This is a genomic window from Pantoea sp. 18069, assembly GCF_902706035.1.
Taxonomy (GTDB): Bacteria; Pseudomonadota; Gammaproteobacteria; order Burkholderiales; family Burkholderiaceae_C; genus Comamonas.
Window position 1 is genome coordinate 1 of the sequence record NZ_CACSJA010000024.1, and the last position, 19948, is coordinate 19948.

The following is a 19948-nucleotide window of genomic DNA, read 5'->3' on the forward strand; positions in this document are numbered from 1 at the left end:
TTTCGGGGCCTCCTTCGCAAGTGGTTGCTCAAAACTCCACTTTGGCACTTGATGCCGTCAGATGCGAGACCCTACTCTGCGAGTGCCGGCGCAGAAGAGGGAGGTGTCCATACCATCTCGCTACGCGGCTACGCCGCTGCGCTCGAACAACTGCGGTGAGTCAGATGACGAAGTCGGTGTGTCCTTCGGCACACCGACCAGCCCGGGCCCTGCGCGCGCCAGGCGCAGCCAGAAGGGGGGACAGCCTGCGAGTGCTATGACGAAGCTGACTGCGCAGATTCCCTTCTACCGCAGAGCGGGCTGGTCAGGTTCTTCACTGACCGGCGTTACCCCCCCCCCCCAAGGGCGCGCTTTTTTGTCTTGGCGCGGCCCGGCGACAGAACGGGTTGACGGCTTGCCCAAAAATTGTGCTAAAGTGATCCTCATGCAAAACCTGTCGCTAGCGCTACTAACCATGTCCCACGGGCAGATCTAGTAGCGCGCGCGCATTCCCCCTACTTACGGCCCGTAGCATCAGCGACGGGCCGTTTTGTTTTGTGGAACGCTGGTGCACACCCCCTTTTCAATTTTCCGAAAGAGCCAAGATGTTGCAAAATCCCGCCAGCAAGTACCGTGCATTTCCCCCTGTCCGCCTCGTTGACCGCACCTGGCCCGACGCGGTGATCAGCCAGCCTCCGGTGTGGTGCAGCGTGGACCTGCGGGACGGCAACCAGGCGCTGATCGAGCCCATGGACATCGCGCGCAAGATGCGCATGTTCGAGCAACTGGTCGAGATCGGCTTCAAGGAAATCGAAGTCGGCTTTCCCTCGGCTTCCCAGGTCGAGTTCGAGTTCATGCGCAAGCTGATCGAGGAAAACCGCATTCCCGAAGATGTCACGGTGCAGGTGCTGACCCAGGCGCGCGAGCCCCTGATCCGCCGCACGTTCGAGGCCTTGGTCGGCGTGCCGCGCGCCATCGTCCACCTCTACAACGCCACCGCGCCGGTGATGCGCCGCGTGGTGCTGAACATGAGCGAGGACGAGATCGTCGAACTCGCGCGCAGCAATGCCCAGCTGTTCAAGGACATCGCGGCCGACTACCCGGGCACGGACTGGACCTTCCAGTACTCGCCCGAAATGTATTCGGACACCGAGCTGGCCTTTTCCAAGCGCGTGATCGACGCCGTCACGGCCGTGTGGCAGCCCACGCCCGAGAAGAAGTGCATCATCAACCTGCCGACCACGGTCGAGCATTCGACGCCCAACCTGTTTGCCGACATGGTCGAGTGGACCCACCGCCACATTGAGCGGCGCGACGCCATCGTGCTGTCGGTGCATCCGCACAATGACCGCGGCACGGGCACGGCCGCGGCCGAGCTCTCGCTGATGGCCGGCGCCGACCGCCTCGAAGGCTGTCTGTTCGGCAACGGCGAGCGCACCGGCAACCTCGACATCGTGAACGTCGCGCTCAACATGTACATCCAGGGCGTGCACCCGGGCCTGGACTTCTCGCAGATCGACAACATCCGCGCGACGGTCGAGCACTGCAACCAGCTGCCCGTGCACCCGCGCCACCCCTATGTCGGCGACCTGGTCTACACCTCGTTCTCGGGCTCGCACCAGGACGCGATCAAGAAGGCCTTCGGCGCGCGCCAGGACGGCGACATCTGGGACATGCCTTATTTGCCCATCGACCCCAAGGACCTGGGCCGCAGCTATGAAGCCGTGATCCGCGTCAACAGCCAGTCGGGCAAGGGCGGCATCGCCTATCTGCTCGAAAGCGAGTACGGCCTGCAATTGCCGCGTCGCCTGCAGATCGAGTTCAGCCAGGCCGTGCAGCGCGAAATGGACGCCAGCGGCAAGGAATTGACGGCGCAGAATCTCTGGAGCCTGTTCCAGAACGAATACCGGCTCGATGCCGCGCGCCGCCCGCAGTACCGCTTGAGCGGTGAGAGTGGCACCGTCGCCATCAGCGGAGAGTTCCTGATCAACGGCGAAGTGCTTGCCTTGAGCGGCGAAGGCTCGGGCCCCATCGATGCGTTTGTCGGCGCGCTCAGCGAAGCCACGGGCCGCAGCATTCGCGTGCTCGACTATGCCGAGCACGCCGTGAGCGCGGGCGCCAACGCCCAGGCCGCGGCCTATGTCGAGCTGCGCATCGACGACGCGCATGTGGTGTATGGCGTGGGCATGGACGCGAACATCGTCTCGGCGTCGATCAGCGCCATTGTCTCGGGCCTGGAGCGCGCTCCGGTCGCCGCGGTGGCCACCGCCGCCTGAGCCAGGCAGGCCTGGTAACCCCGGGCCGGTGTCGGAAGTTGTGAGAGTAAAGTGTCGGCAGATGCCTCTTTTTGGAGCCGTGGATATGACAGACCAACTCATTATTTTCGACACCACCTTGCGCGACGGCGAGCAGTCGCCGGGCGCCTCCATGACGCGCGACGAGAAGCTGCGCATCGCGCGCCAGCTCGAGCGGCTCAAGGTGGATGTGATCGAGGCCGGCTTTGCCGCAAGCTCCCAGGGCGACTTCGAGGCCGTGCAGGCGATTGCGCGCACCATCAAGGACTCGACCATCTGCTCGCTGGCGCGCGCCAACGACCGCGACATCGCGCGTTCGGCCGAAGCGCTCCAGGACGCGCAGCGCGGGCGCATCCACACTTTCATCGCCACCAGCGCGCTGCACATGGAGAAGAAGCTGCGCATGACGCCCGAACAGGTGCTCGAGCAGGCGCGCCAGTCGGTGCGCTTCGCGCGCAATCTTGTCGGTGACATCGAATTCAGCCCCGAAGACGGCTACCGCAGCGATCCCGACTTCCTGTGCCGCGTGATCGAAGCCGTCATCGCCGAAGGCGCGACCACGATCAACGTGCCCGATACCGTGGGCTATGCGATTCCCGAACTCTATGGCGAGTTCATCCGCAGCCTGCGCGAGCGCGTTCCGAACAGCGACCAGGCGATCTGGTCGGTGCATTGCCACAACGACCTGGGCATGGCCGTGGCCAACTCGCTGGCGGGCGTGAAGATCGGCGGTGCGCGCCAGGTCGAATGCACCATCAACGGCCTGGGCGAGCGCGCGGGCAACTGCTCGCTCGAGGAAGTGGTCATGGCCGTCAAGACGCGGCGCGACTACTTTGGCCTGGACGTGAACATCGCCACCGAGCACATTCTCGCGGCCAGCCGCATGGTCAGCCAGACCACGGGTTTCGTCGTCCAGCCCAACAAGGCCGTGGTCGGCGCGAATGCGTTTGCCCATGCCTCGGGCATCCACCAGGACGGCGTGCTCAAGGCGCGCGACACCTACGAAATCATGCGCGCCGAAGATGTGGGCTGGTCGGCCAACAAGATCGTGCTGGGCAAGCTCAGCGGCCGCAATGCGTTCCGCCAGCGGCTGCAGGATCTGGGGGTGGACCTCGACAGCGAAGCCGCGGTCAACGAGGCATTTTCGCGCTTCAAGGAACTTGCCGACCGCAAGAGCGAGATCTTCGACGAGGACATCCTGGCCCTGGTCAGCGAGCAGGGCGCGCTGGGCCACCATGACCCGTTCGTGTTTGTCTCGCTGGCCCAGCACAGCGAGACCGGCGAGCGTCCGCATGCGCGCGTGGTCTTCAGCCGCGATGGCGTGGAGATCAAGGCCGAGTCGGATGGCAACGGGCCCGTAGATGCGTCCTTCAAGGCGATAGAGTCGCAGGTGCAAAGCGGCGCCGACATGGTGCTGTATTCGGTCAACGCCATCAGCGACTCCACCGAGAGCCAGGGCGAAGTCACGGTGCGCCTGCAACGCAGCGGGCGCGTGGTCAATGGAGTGGGCGCTGACCCCGATATCGTGGTCGCGTCGGCCAAGGCCTACCTCAGTGCCTTGAATAAATTGCACAGCAGCAGCGAAATGGTGGTAGCGCAAGGCTGACGGTCGGAACTATAATCTCACTCACATTCTCAAAAAGGTCGTGCAACTTGTTGTTTTGTGCGGCTTTTTTGATTCGGCTTCACTGTTTTTCTATTTTTGCTGCTTGGAGCATTTGAATGCACCACCGTCACCGCACCGTGATTGCCCGCCTCTTTCAGGTCTCGGCCGCCTTTGCACTGAGCGGAGCGCTGGCCTTTTCCGGGGCTTCGGCGCAGCAGAAGAAAGTGGCGAAAAAGCAGCAGGCCAGCAGCGCGAGCAAGCCTGCGCGTGCCAGCAAGGCCGTCAACACCTCCAAGGCCAAGGCCGCGCCGCGCAAGCAGGTGGCTGGGGGCAAGGCCGGCCGCGCTGTCGCGAGCAGCGCCCGCGCCCCGGTGCGGGCCGTCGCTTACGCCCCTGCGCGCCAGTCGTTTGGCCAGCTCGCCGGCCTGCATGACGTTACCGACCCGCTCGACCTGAAGTCCAGCGTGGCCCTGGTGGTGGACCAGGAAACGCACGAAGTGCTGCTGAGCAAGAACGACCATGCGGTGCTGCCCATCGCTTCGCTGACCAAGCTCATGACCGGGCTGATCATCTCGCAGGCCCGACTGCCCATGGACGAAGTCCTGACCATCACCCAGGACGACGTGGACACCGAAAAAGGCAGCAGCTCGCGCCTGCGCGTGGGCGCGACGCTCACGCGTGGCGAAATGCTGCACCTGGCGCTGATGTCGAGCGAGAACCGCGCCGCCCATGCGCTGGGCCGGACCTACCCCGGCGGCCTCGCGGCGTTCGTGATGCAGATGAACGTCAAGGCCAAGCTGCTGGGCATGACCGACACCAAGTACGTCGAGCCCACGGGCCTGTCGAGCCGCAACCAGTCGAGCGCGCGTGACCTCGCGGTGCTGGTCAACGTGGCCCATGGCGACCCGCTGGTGCGCGAGCTCAGCACTTCGCCCGGCTACGAAGTGGCCCAGGGCCCGCGCACGCTGCAATACAACAATACCAACCGCCTGGTGAAGAGTCCCGCCTGGGAAATCGGTCTGCAAAAGACCGGCTATATCTCCGAAGCGGGTCAATGCCTGGTGATGCAGGCCGAAGTCGCGGGCCGCAAGCTGATCATGGTGTTCCTCGATTCGGCCGGCAAGTTCAGCCGCCTGGCCGACGCCGAGCGCGTGCGCCACTGGGTCGAGAACCAATCGGGCGCGACAGCCATCCTGGCCAGCCACAAGATTAAAGGCTAGCACCCCCTGCGCGGGCCGCCCTGAGCGCCTTCGCGGCATGGGCCGCCCTTGGCTTGTGCCCCCACGCTGGGCCGCGCCAGTTTCAGCCTGCTGTGCTGCTCGCGGGCATGCCGTCGACGGAACGCCAGCCCGCAAACCCCAGCGACATCGAGATTTCCGCGGCCGTGGACTGCAGACGGGGCAGCCAGCCGTCGTCTATGCGATCGGCGGGTGCCGAGATCGACAGTCCCGCGACCAGCTTGCCCTGGTCGTCATAAATGCCTGCGGCAATGCAGCGCACTCCGAGTTCGAGTTCTTCGTTGTCGCGCGCAATGCCGTATTGGCGCGCCTTGGCGAGTTCGTGCTCGAGCATGCCCAGCTGGGTGATGGAGTTGTGCGTATTGCCCGCGAGACCGGTGCGCGTGGCGTAGGCGCGCACGCGCTGCGGGTCGTCGGCGGCGAGGAACAGCTTGCCCGTGGAGGTCAGGTGCAGCGGTGCATGGCCGCCAATGGCGCGCACCACCTGCATGCCCGAGCGCTCGCTGTAGGTGCGCTCCACATAGACGATTTCATCGCCCTGGCGCACGCTCAGGTTCACGGGCTGCTGGATCTGCTTGTGCAGCAGGCGCATGGGCACCATCGCCGCTTCACGCACGTTCAGGCGCGCCTTGACCAGGTTGCCGAGTTCGAGCAGCCGCATGCCCAGGCGGTAGCTGCCCGACTCGGGGCGGTCGACGTAGCGGCCTATGGTCAGGTCGTTGAGGATGCGGTGGGCCGTGGACGGGTGCAGGCCGGTTTTCTCGCTGATTTCCTTGAGCGACACGGCTTCCTCGCGCGAGGCCAGCACGTCGATGAGGGTGAACATGCGTTCGAGAACTTGTACGCTGGGTGCAACGGGAGTGCCGGGATCGGTTATTTTCATAATGCGGAAGCGGGGCGGCAATGCGGCGATTCTAGCGCCTGCCCGCAGGCCTGCGCGCGATGGTCGATGCGCGCCTACAAAACCGGTTCGTCGCGCGCGGCGCGCGGCGCCCGGTCGATACGCTCCCAGACGTCCTGGTGGCGTACTTCATGCGGCAGAAAACGCGATTTGTAATCCATCTTCGTGCTGCCTTCGATCCAGTAGCCGAGGTAGACGTAAGGCAGGCCCATGGTGCGCGCCTGGTCTATCTGCCACAGCACATTGAACGTGCCGTAGCTCACATGCGGCTCGGGCTCGTAGAAGGTGTAGACCGCCGACAGGCCGTCTTCGAGCACGTCCAGAATGGACACCATCTTCAGCGTGCCCGGCGCATCGCCGGTCGCGGGCGCGCGAAATTCCACCAGCCGGGAATTGACGCGGCTTTGCAGCAGGAACTGGGTGTACTGGTCGATGCGGTCTTCGTCCATGCCGCCGCCGCTGTGGCGCTGGCGCTGGTAGCGCAGGTAGAGCTGGTAGTGTTCGTCGCTGAAGCTCAGGCGGCAGATCGAGACCTGCAGGTCCTGGTGGCGGGCCATGGCCCGGCGCTGGCTGCGGTCGGGGCGAAAGGCGCTTGTGAGCACGCGCAGCGGAACGCAGGCGCGGCAGCCGTCGCAGTAGGGCCGGTAGGTGAACATGCCGCTGCGCCGAAAACCCATGGTGACCAGCTCGGAGTAGGTCGCGTTCTGGATCAGATGGCTGGGCGTGGCCACCTGCGAGCGCGCCATCCTCCCCGCAATGTAGCTGCAGGGATAAGCGGCAGTCGCGTAGAACTGCAGTGCCTGAAGAGGGAGGTCGTTGAGTTGCGTCATGCGGGGCTCAGCCAGTCCCAGTATACGGCGTCGAAGTGCCAATCCATGCGCGGCTTGCGGCGCTGGCGCTCGACTTCGGCCAGAAACTCCCGGCGCGGCATGGTCTGCGCGCCCAGCGAAGCCAGATGGGGCGTGGCCTGCTGGCAGTCGATCTGCGCGGCGCCATGCCGGCGGCACAGCGCGACCAGTGCGGCCAGCGCGATTTTCGAGGCGTCGCTCGCATGCGCGAACATCGACTCGCCGAACACCGCCTGCCCCAGCGCCACGCAGTACAGGCCGCCGACGAGCCGGCCGTCGACCCAGGTTTCCACGCTGTGCGCATCGCCTTGCCGGTGCAGCTCGCAATAGGCCTCGACGATGCTCTCGACGATCCAGGTGCCGTCCTGGCCGTCGCGCGGCGTCTGGGCGCAGTGGCGGATCACGGTCTCGAACGCGCTGTCGATGCGGATTTCGCAGCCGGGCGTGGCGCGAAAGCGCTGCAGCGTCTTGCGCAGCGAGCGGTGCACCCGGAAAGCGTCGGTCTGCAGCACCATGCGCGGGTCGGGCGACCACCAGAGAATCGGCTGGCCCGCGCTGAACCACGGAAAGATTCCCTGGCTGTAGGCGCTGCGCAGATGCTGGGCATCGAGCTGGCCGCCCGCGGCGAGCAGGCCGGGAATGGGATCGCTGTCGCCCCAGGTCTGTTCAATGCCGGGAAACGGGTCGTGCGGCGCTAGCCAGGCGAGGGATTTGGACATGGGGGCGTTCCAGGGGGCGGTTGAATTCTCGCAGGCGCAGGGCAGAAGGTTCGGATGTGCGGAGTAGGAGGGCATCCTACAGGCGATGGTGTCTTGTGTTGACAGTGGCCATGCCGGTCAGCGCTTAATTTACGTCTATCGGCAAGCGTTGCAAATGCCTGTGTTGCGCAGAAGCCGTGAAGGAGGAGTCGACATGTTGTTCAGCAGAATCTTTGGTGGAAGCTTGTCCGAACCACGCTATATCCGTCGCACGCGGGTCTATCTCCAGGAGGCGCGCATGGCCATGCTCGAGCATTCGATTGCTGCCGAGTACTACCAGTCGTCCGCGGAGATGTATGCAGCGCGCGCCCAGCGCCTCGAGCAGGAGCTGCACGAGTGGGAAGAACAGGCGATGCGCCGGCACAGTGCGGCCAAGGGCCTGACGCCGGCCAGGATGGAGCCGACGGCCGTGGCGCCGGCCTCCGTGCCTGCGCCGTCGGTGGTGCGCGCGGCGTGACGCGCAGTCCCGAGCGCTGTTCCTTTGGCCACTGAAGGTAAGCGCCGGTCGATGAGGGCGACTGAAAAGCCGCTGTACTTCTGCTGACGGCTTTTGCCGTGCTTTGCGACAAGAAGGGGGCATGCGCAGACCCCCGGCAGCCTTTTTACTCCGTCTTCACGCCCGAGCTGGCGACCACGCCGGCCCAATGCGCGGCTTCCTTTTGCACAAAGGTCCTGAAATTTTCCGGGCCCGCGGGCGCGCCGACTTCCACGAACAGCTGTTCCAGCCCCTTGCGCACCGCGGGATCCGACAGCGCGGTGTTGAGGTGCTGGTTGAGCTTGCGCACGGTCTCGGTGGGCGTGCCCGCGGCGGAGAACAGGCCGAACCAGCCTTCCTGCACCACATTCGGGTAGTTCAATTCCTTGAAGGTGGGCACGTCCGGCAGAAAGCGGCTGCGTTTGTTCGAGGCGACGGCCAGGGGCTTGAGCATGCCCGATTCCAGATAGGGCGCGACCGCGCCCGCGGTCGCGAACATCATGCTGATGCGTGCGCCCACGAGGTCTTGCAGCGCCGGCGGGCTGCCGCGGTAGGGCACATGCAGCAAGGGCGCGGCCGTGGCCTGGCCGAACACATGGCCGAGCAGATGCGCGGTGCCGCCTATGCCGGTCGAGCCGTAGCTGATCGGCGCATCGCCATGGGGTGTGAGCAAGGCCTTGAGCGTCGTCGGGCCCTTGCCGGGAACGACCAGCACGCTCGCGGTGCTGCCGATGAAGCCAATGGATTCGAAGTCCGCGACCGGGTCATAGGGGCGCGGCGTATGCACGGCGGGCGCGATGGCGTTGGTGGCGATGTGCCCCAGCAGCAGCGTGTGGCCGTCGGGCCTGGCCTGGGCGACGAACTTGGTGCCGATCACGCCGCCGGCGCCCGCCTTGTTGTCGACGATCACGTCCTGCCCCAGCGTCACGCCCATGCGCGCGGCAATCAGCCGGGCGACACCGTCGGTCGCGCCGCCCGCGGGGCCGGCCACGATGATGCTGATCGGGCGCAGCGCCGCAGTCTGCTTGTCATTGGCGCTGGCGGTCGTGGCCAGCGTGCCGTAGAGGCCCAGCCCCAGCAGGCAGGTCAGGACGCCCCGGGAAAAACGTGAGGTCGGGCGGGGCGTGGTGCGATGGATCATGGCGGTGTCGAACATTCGTAAGAAGGGCATGCGGCAGCTCCACCGTCCCGAGGGAGGGTGGTGGCCGTGGGGGGGAAATGGGGGCGCCTAGAGCGCGCGGTCGCTGACCTGGGTGCGGTACATCAGGCGGCGGGCATGGGGGTCGAACGCATCGCGCCGGTGCAGCGTGACGCGGTTGTCCCAGGCCACCAGGTCGCCGGCCTGCCATTGCTGGCGCCAGGTGAAAGCGTCCTGTGTGGCGTGTGCCCAGAGGGTGTCGAGCAGGTCCTCGCTGTCGGCGAGCGACAGACCCGGGATATAGGCATTGCGGCGGCGGCCCAGGTACAGGCTCTTGCGGCCGGTCACCGGGTGGGTGCGCGCCAGCGGGTGGCGCGCACCCACGGTATGCCGCGGGTCGGTCACACGCTCGAAGCCCAGCCGCAGTTCGCCGGCGCTGTTCAGGCTTGCATCATGGATGCACTCGAGGGCCGCGATGGTCTGCTTGAGCTCCGTGGGCAGGCTTTCATAGGCTGCGTAGAGGTTCAGGAACTGGGTGTCGCCGCCGCTGGCCGGAACTTCATGCGCATGCAGCAGCGCAGCGCGCGGCGGCATGGGGTTGTAGGTCATGTCGGCATGCCAGACGGATTCGCCGTCGCCCAGGCCGCCTATGGGCTGCTCGTCTATCTTCACGTTGGAGATCACGGCGATTTCCTCGGGCAGCTCCTGGGCGCTTGCATGCATTGCCTTGCTCGCGATCGGGCGCTTGTCGAGCGCGCCAAAATGGCGTGAAAAGGCAATATGCCCTTGCAGGCTCAGATGCGCCTGGCTGCGAAAGCGCAGCACCAGATGGCGGTCCCAGGCGTCCTTGAGAAAGGCCACGGCCTGGTCGTCGAGCGGCGAGGCGAGGTCGATTCCGTCGATCTGGGCGCCAATCGTTTCACCGAGTGGGATGGCGCGGAGCTGTTGTGTTGCGGCGTGGGTCATGGTGCGTGGCGTAGCGGGAGGCGAGATCCCGATGCTATGCAACTCCGCTGATGGAGGGAATGCAGAAAAAATCATTTCCATAGTTGGAAAACGATTTAGGGCCTGCGCGCCACTCCGCCGTGAAGGCATTCGCGCGCGCAGGCGAAAAAAAAGCCAAGCAGTCAAAACTGCTTGGCTTTTGTGGCTCCTCAACCTGGGCTCGAACCAGGGACCTACGGATTAACAGTCCGGCGCTCTACCAACTGAGCTATTGAGGAATATCTTCACTGGGCGCCCTGTACAATTGCAGGGCTGAAATTTTGGCTCCTCAACCTGGGCTCGAACCAGGGACCTACGGATTAACAGTCCGGCGCTCTACCAACTGAGCTATTGAGGAATATTTTGGTACTGACTTGACGCTATGCCCTGTGCGATTGCAGGGCAGGAAATTCTTGGCTCCTCAACCTGGGCTCGAACCAGGGACCTACGGATTAACAGTCCGGCGCTCTACCAACTGAGCTATTGAGGAAGAAGACTTGAATTATAGGATGAAATTTTCCGTCTTCGGAAAAGATGGGCAATTTTTGCGATTTTTCTTCGCGCTCATGGCGCGGCGCCCGGCTCGGGCCGCGACCAGAGCCAGGCCAGCACGCAGGCCATGCTGCTGAGCGAAAACCAGCGTGCCCACGATGGCACGGGAGCCCAGCAGACCACGATCGCGCCCAGGGCCATGGCGGCGCTCGCGCTCCATTTCGCGCGCCGGCTCACGCGCCCGCCCGCGGCCCAGTCCTGCAGCATGGGGCCGAACAGCCGGTGGCGCCATAGCCAGCGGTGCAGCCGCTCGGAACTGCGCGCCGCAGCCCAGCCGGCGATCAGGATGAAGACCGTTGTCGGCAGGCCGGGAATGAAGACGCCCGCGATGCCCAGCGCAAGACTGAGCCAGGCGCAGGCCTGCAGCAGCCAGCGCAGCGGGCGCGACGCCAGCATGCGCAGCGGCGGCACGCTGGGCGCAGGAGCGGGGGCGGGCTGCGGGGTTTCGGGCATGGCCTATTGTGCAGCGGGGACGCAGGCCTGCAGGCGGCGCGCTATGCTTGCCCGCATTGGCAAGGATTTCTAATGACAGTACGCACTATCTTAAAGATGGGCGACGCGCGACTGCTGCGCGTGGCCCAGCCCGTCACGGCCTTTGACACCGATGCCCTGCATCTGCTGGTCACGGACTTGCTCGACACCATGGCCGCGGCCAATGGTGCAGGCCTGGCCGCGCCGCAGATCGGCGAAGACCTGCAGGTGGTGATCTTCGGCTCGGGCGCGGCCAATCCGCGCTACCCCGACGCGCCGGTGGTGCCGCGCACGGTGCTGATCAACCCGCAGATCACGCCACTGGGCGAGGAACTGGAGAACGACTGGGAAGGCTGCCTGTCGGTGCCCGGCATGCGCGGCATGGTGCCGCGCTGGCAGCATATCCGCTATACCGGCTTCGATCAGTACGGCGACCCCATCGACCGCACGGCCTGCGGCTTCCATGCGCGCGTGGTGCAGCACGAATGCGACCATGTCTGGGGCAAGTTGTACCCTATGCGCATGACGGATTTTTCGCAGTTCGGCTTCACGGAAGTGCTGTTTCCGGGCATCAGCGCGGCGGAGGATGATTGAGGCAAACCGTCAGCTTAAGGCGAGAATTGCGCCCTGAAACGCCCTTCACTGGATCCACCTGCGGCTGGCTCTGGCGACAACTGTTTTAGCGGTGGGCGCTGCATGCACAAGCAGAGCGTCTGCGAAGCGCGAATCGAGCCGCCGCCGGGCCGCCCCAAGCTCCTGGGGGGCTGCGCCCCCCAGCGCGACCCACACGTAGTGGGGGAGCGTGGGGGTCTAAAACGACAGCGCCTCAATCAACTCCGTCTCGATCGCAATCTGCCTGGCGTTGTGCTGCAGCTCCGCGCCTTCGATCAGGAAAGTGTCTTCCACGCGCTCGCCCAGCGTGCTGACCTTGGCGAGCTGCACGCTCAGGTGGTGGCGCGCGAGCAGGCGGGCGACGACGTAGAGCAGGCCGGCGCGGTCGATCGCGGAAATGCTCAGCAGCCAGTGCTGGGCCTTTTCGTCGGGGCTCAGGCTCACGCGCGGCACCATGGGAAAGCTCTTGACGCGGCGTGAAACGCGCCGCTGCGTGGGCTCGGGCAGTTCGCCGCCGCGCTCTATGGTCTGGACCAGCTCGGTTTCGACCAGGTTCATCAGCTCGCGGTAGCGCTCCTGCATGGCCGGCGCGACGATCTGGAAGGTGTCCAGCGCATAGCCGTTGCGCGCAGTGTGCACGCGCGCGTCGAGAATGCTGAAGCCCGCGCGATCGAAATAGCTGCAGATGCGCGCGAACAGGTCGGCCTGGTCGCGCGCATAGACCAGTACCTGCAGGCCTTCGCCGGCCAGCGACTTGCGCGTGCGCACGATGGGGTGGGGCGCGCCCACATTGCGCGACAGGTGGCGCGTGTGCCAGGCGATGTCGGCGGCTTCGTGGCGCATGAAGTAGCTGACGTCCAGCGTGTCCCAGAGCTTCTTGTGCGACTCGAACGGCTGGGCCGACAGCGCCAGCTGCACCAGGGCTTCGCGCTTGCGCGACTCGATCTCGGCCGCGGCGTCGGGCGCGCGCCCGCCGAGCACGCGCAGCGTCGCGCGATACAGGTCTTCGAGCAGCTTGCCTTTCCAGGCGTTCCAGACCTTGGGGCTGGTGCCGCGGATGTCGGCCACGGTGAGCAGGTACAGCGCGGTGAGCCGGCGCTCGTCGCCCACGCGCTGGGCGAACGCGCCTATCACTTCGGGGTCGGCCAGGTCCTGCTTTTGCGCGACCTGGCTCATGCTCAGGTGCTCGCGCACCAGGAATTCGACCAGCGCGGCGTCGGCCTTGGCTATGCCGTGGGCACGGCAAAAGCGCTTGACTTCGACGGCGCCTATCACCGAATGGTCGCCGCCGCGGCCCTTGCCTATGTCATGGAACAGCGCCGCGAGGTACAGCAGCCAGGGCTTGTCCCAGCCGCCCGCGAGCTGCGAGCACATCGGGTATTCGTGCGCATGTTCGGCCATGAAGAAGCGGCGCATGTTGCGCAGCACCATGAGGATGTGCTGGTCTACCGTGTAGACGTGGAACAGGTCGTGCTGCATCTGGCCGACGATGCGCCGGAACGGCCACAGGTAGCGCCCCAGCACCGACGTCTGGTTCATCAGCCGCATCGCATGCGTGAGGCCGCTGGGCTGCTGCAGGATCTTGAGGAAGGTTGCGCGGTTGACCGGGTCGTGGCGAAAGCCGCTGTCCATCAGGCCGCGCGCATGGTAGAGCGCGCGCAGCGTGCGCGCCGACAGGTCCGTGAGGCCGACATGGGTGCCGTAGACCAGGAAAGTCTCGAGAATCGCGTGCGGGTGGCGCTCGTAGAGGTCGTCGCTGGCGATCTCTATCATTCCCGCCTTGTTGAAGAAGCGCTCGTTGAGCGGCACCAGTTCGTAGGAGCAGGGGTTGACGCGCTCCTCGATGTTCAGGCGCAGGATATGGCTGAGCTGCGAGACTGCCTTTGCGGCCCAGTAGTACTCGCGCATCAGCGTTTCGCTCGCGCGCAGCGCCAGGCGCTGGCCGTCGGGCGCGGTCGATTCAAAGCCGAAGCTTTCGGCGACCGCGGTCTGCAGGTCGAACACCAGCCGGTCTTCGTGCCGCCCCGAAATCGCGTGCAGCCGCGCGCGTATCAGGCTCAGCAAGGCCTCGTTGGCTTCGAGCTGCTGGCTTTCGAGTTCGGTGGCCAGGCCGTTGGTGGCCAGTTCGCGCCAGTTGTTGCCCAGGCCCGCGGCGCGCGCCAGCCACATGATGTATTGCAGGTCGCGCAGGCCGCCGGGCGATTCCTTGCAGTTGGGCTCGAGCGCGTAGGGGGTGTTTTCGTACTTGTTGTGGCGCTGGCGCATTTCCAGCGTCTTGGCGACCATGAATGCGCGCGGGTCCATCTGCGCGCGGTACTGGCGGCTGAATTCCTCGAACAGCGCGGCGCTGCCCACGATGCGGCGCGCTTCGAGCAGCGCGGTCTGCACCGTCACGTCGCGCTCGGATTCCTCCAGGCATTCGGCCGTGGTGCGCACGCTCGAGCCGATCTCCAGCCCCGCGTCCCAGCAACTGCCTATGAATTGCTCGAGCTGCGCCGCGAGCGCAGTGCCCTGGCTGGCTTGCGCGTCCACGGGCAGCAGCACCAGTACATCGACGTCCGAGCCGGGAAACAGCTGGGCGCGGCCATAGCCGCCCACGGCCAGCAGCGCGGCGTCGGCCGGCAGTTCGGCCTGGTCCCAGAGCCGGCACAGCAAACGGTCGGCGAGTGCACTCAATTGGTGCAGTGCCTGGTGGATGTTGCGCCTGGTTGTGGCGGGCGTGAGCAGGGCGGCCACGAGGGCGGCCTTGTCACGGCGGTAGGTGTCACGCAGGGCGTGCAGAGGATTCATGGTCAATAGGTTAAAAGGAAAAGACCCGCAGCCTTGGAGCGCATGACACAACCCTTGAGGCGTCGTTGCGCTGCCTTGCCGTGCTACTCGCACTGTCTGCGGCAACGCGCCTAGCCGGCCGCGCCTAGCCTCAACCGCAAATCTTCGATTTGCTGGGTCGTGCCAAGCGCTCTTGCTCGCAAGAATCATGCGCGCTCCTGGTGCGCGCCGCGCATGGCGTCGCCCGTTCAGCAGCAGGTCGTGGTCACGAACTCGGGCAGCGCGGGAGAGCCTGCCGACAGCGTCATGACTTCGTAGCCGGTCGGGGTCACGACCAGCGTGTGTTCCCATTGGGCCGACAGGCTGTGGTCCTTGGTGACTATGGTCCAGCCGTCCTTGCCCAGTTCCTTGATGTCGCGCTTGCCCAGGTTGAGCATGGGCTCGATGGTGAAGACCATGCCCGCTTCGAGCACGGTGCCCTGGCCGGGCTTGCCGTAGTGCAGGATCTGCGGCTCTTCGTGGAATTTCTTGCCTATGCCGTGGCCGCAGAACTCGCGCACCACCGACAGGCCATGGCCTTCGGCGAAACGCTGGATCGCGTGGCCTATGTCGCCCAGCGTATTGCCGGGCTTGACCTGCTGGATTCCCAGCCACATCGATTCGAACGTGAGCTGCGACAGGCGCCTGGCCGCGATCGAGCATTCGCCGACCATGTACATGCGCGAGTTGTCGCCGTACCAGCCCTCGGGGGTGATCACGGTGACGTCGACGTTGACGACGTCGCCTTTTTTGAGCGGCTTGTCGTTGGGAATGCCGTGGCAGACCACGTGGTTGACCGAGGTGCACAGATGGCCGGGGTAGGGCGGGTAGCCCGGCGGCTGGTAGCCTATGGTGGCGGATACCGTGCCCTGGCTGGCCATGCATTCGGCGCCCAGGCGGTCGATTTCGGCGGTGGTGATTCCGGGTTTGATGTGGGGGGCAATATAGTCCAGCACTTCGGAAGCCAGACGGCAGGCGACGCGCATGCCTGCTATGTCTTCGGCGGTTTTGATGGTGATGCTCATCGCGCAATTATCCCATTGCACCTCCAGGCCTGCTGGTATCAGGGCTGCGCGGCGGCGCGCGCACCGGTAAAATGCCGGCCATCGCCCACGGCGCACCTTCTTCGGGTGCGCCGTCTCCACGCCTCATATTCCCGACAGGCTGCCACGTGACTTTGCATCTGACCCAGCTGGAGGGCGGCAACGCCCTGAGCTCTTTCCGCGCCCAACAACTGCTCTCCGCCCTGGAGGCGATCCACCCCAAGATCAGCGGTGTGGCCGCGCGCTTCGTGCACCTCGTGGCAACCGAGACCGCACCCGATGCCGACGCGCACAGCCGCCTGGCAGCGCTGCTGACCTATGGCGAGCCCTATGCGGGCCCGGATGACGGCCTGGCCATCGTGGTCACGCCGCGCCTGGGCACGATTTCGCCCTGGGCTTCCAAGGCCACTGACATCGCGCGCAACTGCGGCCTGGCCATCCAGCGCGTGGAGCGCGTGACCGAATACCGCATCCAGCTCAAGACCGGCCTGCTCGGCGGTACGCCCGAACTCACGGCCGAGCAACTGGGCCAGGTCGCGGCGCTGCTGCACGACCGCATGACCGAGTCGGTCATGACCTCGCGCAACGAAGCCGCCAAGCTGTTCACCGAACTGCAGGCCCAGCCCATGGCCTTCGTCGATGTGCTGGGCGGCGGCGCGGCCGCGCTGCTCGCGGCCGACAAGGCCTGGGGCCTGGCGCTGGCCGAAGACGAAATCAGCTACCTCGTCAATGCCTTCCAGGGCCTCAAGCGCAATCCCACCGACGTGGAATTGATGATGTTCGCCCAGGCCAACTCCGAGCATTGCCGCCACAAGATCTTCAACGCCAGCTTCACCATCGACGGCGTGGCGCAGGAGAAGTCGCTGTTCGGCATGATCCGCAACACCCACCAGGTGTCGCCCCAGCACACCGTGGTCGCCTACTCGGACAACGCATCGATCATGGAAGGCCACCAGGTCGAACGCTTTGTCGCGCGGCTCGATGCGGGCGAAGGCAGCGCACCGAGCTATGTGAAGCAGGCCGCGACCCACCATGTGCTGATGAAGGTCGAGACGCACAACCACCCCACGGCGATTTCTCCCTTCCCCGGCGCCTCCACGGGCAATGGCGGCGAAATCCGCGACGAAGGCGCGACCGGCCGCGGCTCCAAGCCCAAGGCCGGCCTGAGCGGCTTCACGGTTTCCAAGCTGTGGGGCAGCACGGTCGGCAAGCCCGAGCACATCGCCAGCCCGCTGCAGATCATGACCGAAGGCCCGCTGGGTGGCGCGGCGTTCAACAACGAGTTCGGCCGTCCCAATCTGGCCGGCTATTTCCGCGAATATGAGCAGGAAGTCGGCGGCGTGCTGCGCGGCTACCACAAGCCCATCATGATCGCCGGCGGCCTGGGTGTGATCGACAAGGACCAGACGAAGAAGATCGAATTCCCCGCGGGCTCGCTGCTGATCCAGCTGGGCGGCCCCGGCATGCGCATCGGCATGGGCGGCAGCGCGGCCAGCTCCATGGCCACGGGCACCAACGCCGCCGAACTCGACTTCGACTCGGTGCAGCGCGGCAACCCCGAGATCGAGCGCCGGGCGCAGGAAGTGATCAACCACTGCTGGCAGCAGGGCGACGCCAACCCCATTCTCGCCATCCACGATGTGGGCGCGGGCGGCTTGTCGAATGCCTTCCCGGAACTCACGAACGACGCCGGCCGCGGCGCACGCTTCGATCTGCGCGCGGTCAACCTCGAGGAATCGGGCCTGGCACCCAAGGAAATCTGGTCCAACGAAAGCCAGGAACGCTATGTGCTGGCCATCGCGCCCGAGTCGCTGGCCCAGTTCACCGCGTTCTGCGAGCGCGAGCGCTGCCCGTTTGCGGTGATAGGCACGGCCACCGAAGAGCGCCAACTGGTGCTCGAAGACACGGCCGTGGTCGCCGGCGACCAGAAATTCCCGGTCGACATGCCCATGAACGTGCTGCTGGGCAAGCCGCCCAAGATGCACAAGGACGTGACCACGCTGGTGCGCGAGCTGCCGGCCATGGACCTGACCGGCGTGGCGCTGGAATCGGCCGTGATCGATGTGCTGGCCCACCCCACGGTGGCGTCCAAGCGCTTTCTGATCACCATTGGCGACCGCGCCGTCGGCGGCCTGACCCACCGCGACCAGATGGTCGGCCCCTGGCAGGTGCCCGTGGCCGACGTGGCCGTGACGCTGGCCGACTACCGCGGTTTCGCGGGCGAGGCCATGGCCATGGGCGAGCGCACGCCGCTGGCCTCCATCAACGCGCCGGCCTCGGGCCGCATGGCCGTGGCCGAAGCCATCACCAACCTGCTGGCCGCGCCCATCGAACTGCCGCGCGTCAAGATGTCGGCCAACTGGATGGCCGCCTGCGGCGAGCCCGGTGAAGACGCGGCGCTGTACGCGACCGTCAAGGCCGTGGGCATGGAGCTGTGCCCCGCGCTCGATATCTCCATTCCCGTGGGCAAGGACTCGCTGTCCATGCGCACGCAGTGGCAGGAAGACGGCCAGACCAAGAAGGTCACCTCGCCCGTGAGCCTGATCATCACCGGCTTCGCGTCCATCGACGATGTGCGCACCACGCTCACGCCCCAGCTTGACGCGCAGGAAGAAGACACGACCCTGGTGCTGATCGACCTGGGCCGCGGCAAGATGCGCATGGGCGGCTCCATCCTGGGCCAGGTGCTCAATCAAAGCGGCAACGAAACGCCCGACCTCGACGACGCCAAGGACCTGGTGCAGCTGGTCAGCGCGGTCAACGCGCTGCGCGCCGAAGGCAAGATCCTGGCCTACCATGACAAAGGCGACGGCGGCCTGCTGGCCACGGCGGCCGAAATGGCCTTTGCCGGCCATGTGGGCGTGGCGCTGAACGTCGACATGCTGGTCGTTGAAGGCGACGGCATTTCCGACAGCCGCATGGACAGCGGCGACAGCAAGAACTGGGCGCAGCAGGTCAGCGGCCGGCGCGAGGAACTCACGCTCAAAGCCTTGTTCAACGAGGAAATCGGCGTCGTTCTGCAGGTCAGGACGTCTGAGCGCAATGCCGTGATGCAGACGCTGCGCGAGCATGGCCTGGCGCAGTGCAGCCATTTCGTCGGCAAGACCCGTCCGCTGTCGAGCACCATTGACGCCGGCAAGGGCCAGTTGCAGGTCTGGCGCGATGCCAAGTCGGTGTTCAGCGCCTCGCTCAGCGACCTGCACCAGGTCTGGGACGCGGTCAGCTGGAAGATCGCGCAGCAGCGTGACAACCCGGTCTGCGCCGACGCCGAGCACGCGGCCGCGGGCGAGCCCGCCGATCCCGGCATGCATCTTGAACTGTCGTTCGACCCGCAGGAGAATGTGGCCGCACCGTTCCTGAACCTCGCCAAACCACGCGTTGCCGTGCTGCGCGAGCAGGGCGTGAACTCGCATGTCGAAATGGCCTATGCGTTCACCGAAGCCGGCTTCGAAGCCGTCGACGTGCACATGACCGATCTGCAGACCGGCCGCGCCAGGCTGCAGGACTTCGCCGGCGTCGTTGCCTGCGGCGGCTTCAGCTACGGCGACACGCTGGGCGCGGGCATTGGCTGGGCGCGTTCGATCACCTTCAACGAACGCCTGTCGCAGGAGTTCCAGCAGTTCTTCGGCCGCGCTGATACGTTCGGCCTGGGTGTCTGCAACGGTTGCCAGATGTTTGCCGAACTCGCCGAGATCATTCCCGGCGCCCAGGACTGGCCGCGTTTCACGCAGAACCAGAGCAACCGCTTTGAAGCGCGGCTGTCCATGGTCGAAGTGCTCGAGTCGCCCAGCCTGTTCCTGCAGGGCATGGCCGGCAGCCGCCTGCCGATCGCCGTCGCCCACGGCGAAGGCTTTGCGAACTTCAGCGAGCGCGGCAACGCCGCCCAGGCGCTGGCCGCGATGCGCTACGTCGACAACCACGGCCAGCCCACCGAGCAGTACCCGTTCAATCCGAACGGCAGCGCCGGCGGCCTCACCGCGGTGACCACGGCCGACGGCCGCTTCACGGCCATGATGCCCCACCCCGAGCGCGTGTTCCGCAACGTGCAGATGAGCTGGACCACGGGCGACAAGAGCCAGTTCAGCCCCTGGATGCGCGTGTGGCGCAACGCCCGCAAGTGGGTCGGATGACCGGAAGCACCCCCTGAGCGGCTTTGCCGCCTGGCCGGCCCCCCTCTGATTTCAATGCTTTAGAGGGGCCGTTCTCCTTGAGCGAGCTAAGCGAGACGAGGTCTCGCCAGG

General features: G+C 65.8%; 14 protein-coding genes and 3 tRNA genes. 6 read left to right on the forward strand and 11 right to left on the reverse strand.

From position 1 onward, the window contains the following. The first annotated feature begins 584 nt into the window (after positions 1-584). The 3 genes from leuA (at position 585) to pbpG (ending at position 5099) form a co-directional block, all read left to right on the forward strand. A complete protein-coding gene (gene leuA / locus GVL12_RS17600; protein ID WP_159916405.1) occupies positions 585-2255 on the forward strand; it encodes a 2-isopropylmalate synthase in 1671 nt (556 codons plus the stop codon). 85 nt (positions 2256-2340) lie between these two features. After that, positions 2341-3879: a 2-isopropylmalate synthase gene (locus GVL12_RS17605; RefSeq protein WP_159916407.1), complete on the forward strand. Its 1539-nt coding sequence runs from the start codon at positions 2341-2343 to the stop codon at positions 3877-3879. A gap of 116 nt (positions 3880-3995) precedes the next feature. Further along, positions 3996-5099 (forward strand): D-alanyl-D-alanine endopeptidase, encoded by a 1104-nt coding sequence (gene pbpG, locus GVL12_RS17610; RefSeq protein WP_159916409.1) that lies wholly within the window; start codon positions 3996-3998, stop codon positions 5097-5099. Positions 5100-5181: 82 nt separating this feature from the next. Here pbpG and GVL12_RS17615 read toward each other — a convergent pair whose 3' ends face one another. From GVL12_RS17615 to aat, 3 genes are all read right to left on the reverse strand, one after another. Then, the gene (locus GVL12_RS17615; protein WP_200843863.1) at positions 5182-5943 is read right to left on the reverse strand and encodes an IclR family transcriptional regulator; all 762 of its coding nucleotides are present in this window, start codon (positions 5941-5943) and stop codon (positions 5182-5184) included. 131 nt (positions 5944-6074) lie between these two features. Beyond that, positions 6075-6848: an arginyltransferase gene (locus tag GVL12_RS17620; protein ID WP_159916413.1), complete on the reverse strand. Its 774-nt coding sequence runs from the start codon at positions 6846-6848 to the stop codon at positions 6075-6077. Further along, positions 6845-7585: a leucyl/phenylalanyl-tRNA--protein transferase gene (aat, locus tag GVL12_RS17625; protein WP_159916415.1), complete on the reverse strand. Its 741-nt coding sequence runs from the start codon at positions 7583-7585 to the stop codon at positions 6845-6847. Before aat ends, GVL12_RS17620 begins: the two co-directional genes overlap by 4 nt. A 193-nt stretch (positions 7586-7778) precedes the next feature. On the opposite strand from aat, the gene GVL12_RS17630 reads away from it, so the two are divergent. Next, positions 7779-8081, forward strand: coding sequence for a hypothetical protein (locus tag GVL12_RS17630; protein WP_200843864.1), 303 nt, complete (start codon positions 7779-7781; stop codon positions 8079-8081). A 145-nt stretch (positions 8082-8226) separates the two neighbouring features. Here GVL12_RS17630 and GVL12_RS17635 read toward each other — a convergent pair whose 3' ends face one another. The 6 genes from GVL12_RS17635 to GVL12_RS17660 form a co-directional block, all read right to left on the reverse strand. Next, the gene (locus GVL12_RS17635; RefSeq protein WP_159916417.1) at positions 8227-9270 is read right to left on the reverse strand and encodes a tripartite tricarboxylate transporter substrate binding protein; all 1044 of its coding nucleotides are present in this window, start codon (positions 9268-9270) and stop codon (positions 8227-8229) included. A 57-nt stretch (positions 9271-9327) separates the two neighbouring features. Continuing rightward, positions 9328-10203, reverse strand: a complete 876-nt coding sequence (locus GVL12_RS17640) for a TauD/TfdA family dioxygenase (protein ID WP_159916419.1) — start codon at positions 10201-10203, stop codon at positions 9328-9330. 181 nt (positions 10204-10384) lie between these two features. Next, positions 10385-10460: transfer RNA gene (locus GVL12_RS17645), tRNA-Asn, on the reverse strand. A 43-nt stretch (positions 10461-10503) separates the two neighbouring features. Next, positions 10504-10579, reverse strand: a tRNA-Asn gene (locus GVL12_RS17650). 56 nt (positions 10580-10635) lie between these two features. Continuing rightward, a tRNA-Asn gene (locus GVL12_RS17655) sits at positions 10636-10711 on the reverse strand. A 74-nt stretch (positions 10712-10785) separates the two neighbouring features. Further along, positions 10786-11169: a YbaN family protein gene (locus GVL12_RS17660; protein WP_200843871.1), complete on the reverse strand. Its 384-nt coding sequence runs from the start codon at positions 11167-11169 to the stop codon at positions 10786-10788. Between the two features lie 129 nt (positions 11170-11298). Between GVL12_RS17660 and def the strand changes: the two genes are divergently transcribed. Further along, entirely contained in the window at positions 11299-11838 is a 540-nt protein-coding gene (gene def / locus GVL12_RS17665) for a peptide deformylase (protein ID WP_159916423.1), read from the forward strand. Between the two features lie 216 nt (positions 11839-12054). Here def and GVL12_RS17670 read toward each other — a convergent pair whose 3' ends face one another. Both GVL12_RS17670 and map read right to left on the reverse strand, forming a co-directional pair. Then, the gene (locus GVL12_RS17670) at positions 12055-14646 is read right to left on the reverse strand and encodes a [protein-PII] uridylyltransferase (RefSeq protein ID WP_159916425.1); all 2592 of its coding nucleotides are present in this window, start codon (positions 14644-14646) and stop codon (positions 12055-12057) included. A 227-nt stretch (positions 14647-14873) separates the two neighbouring features. Beyond that, complete coding sequence (map, locus tag GVL12_RS17675; protein WP_159916427.1) at positions 14874-15689, reverse strand: type I methionyl aminopeptidase; 816 nt, start codon at positions 15687-15689, stop codon at positions 14874-14876. A gap of 146 nt (positions 15690-15835) precedes the next feature. Between map and purL the strand changes: the two genes are divergently transcribed. Then, complete coding sequence (purL, locus tag GVL12_RS17680) at positions 15836-19837, forward strand: phosphoribosylformylglycinamidine synthase (RefSeq protein WP_159916429.1); 4002 nt, start codon at positions 15836-15838, stop codon at positions 19835-19837. Positions 19838-19948 lie beyond the last annotated feature (111 nt).

What these genes read in the sequence shown, in the direction of transcription:
- map (WP_159916427.1), bottom strand. Translation starts at nt 15,689, where the DNA reads ATGAGCATCACCATCAAAACCGCCGAAGACATAGCAGGCATGCGCGTC.
- def (WP_159916423.1), top strand. Translation starts at nt 11,299, where the DNA reads ATGACAGTACGCACTATCTTAAAGATGGGCGACGCGCGACTGCTGCGC.
- GVL12_RS17615 (WP_200843863.1), bottom strand. Translation starts at nt 5,943, where the DNA reads ATGTTCACCCTCATCGACGTGCTGGCCTCGCGCGAGGAAGCCGTGTCG.
- GVL12_RS17660 (WP_200843871.1), bottom strand. Translation starts at nt 11,169, where the DNA reads ATGCTGGCGTCGCGCCCGCTGCGCTGGCTGCTGCAGGCCTGCGCCTGG.
- pbpG (WP_159916409.1), top strand. Translation starts at nt 3,996, where the DNA reads ATGCACCACCGTCACCGCACCGTGATTGCCCGCCTCTTTCAGGTCTCG.
- GVL12_RS17635 (WP_159916417.1), bottom strand. Translation starts at nt 9,270, where the DNA reads ATGCCCTTCTTACGAATGTTCGACACCGCCATGATCCATCGCACCACG.
- GVL12_RS17640 (WP_159916419.1), bottom strand. Translation starts at nt 10,203, where the DNA reads ATGACCCACGCCGCAACACAACAGCTCCGCGCCATCCCACTCGGTGAA.
- aat (WP_159916415.1), bottom strand. Translation starts at nt 7,585, where the DNA reads ATGTCCAAATCCCTCGCCTGGCTAGCGCCGCACGACCCGTTTCCCGGC.
- GVL12_RS17605 (WP_159916407.1), top strand. Translation starts at nt 2,341, where the DNA reads ATGACAGACCAACTCATTATTTTCGACACCACCTTGCGCGACGGCGAG.
- leuA (WP_159916405.1), top strand. Translation starts at nt 585, where the DNA reads ATGTTGCAAAATCCCGCCAGCAAGTACCGTGCATTTCCCCCTGTCCGC.
- GVL12_RS17630 (WP_200843864.1), top strand. Translation starts at nt 7,779, where the DNA reads ATGTTGTTCAGCAGAATCTTTGGTGGAAGCTTGTCCGAACCACGCTAT.
- GVL12_RS17670 (WP_159916425.1), bottom strand. Translation starts at nt 14,646, where the DNA reads ATGAATCCTCTGCACGCCCTGCGTGACACCTACCGCCGTGACAAGGCC.
- GVL12_RS17620 (WP_159916413.1), bottom strand. Translation starts at nt 6,848, where the DNA reads ATGACGCAACTCAACGACCTCCCTCTTCAGGCACTGCAGTTCTACGCG.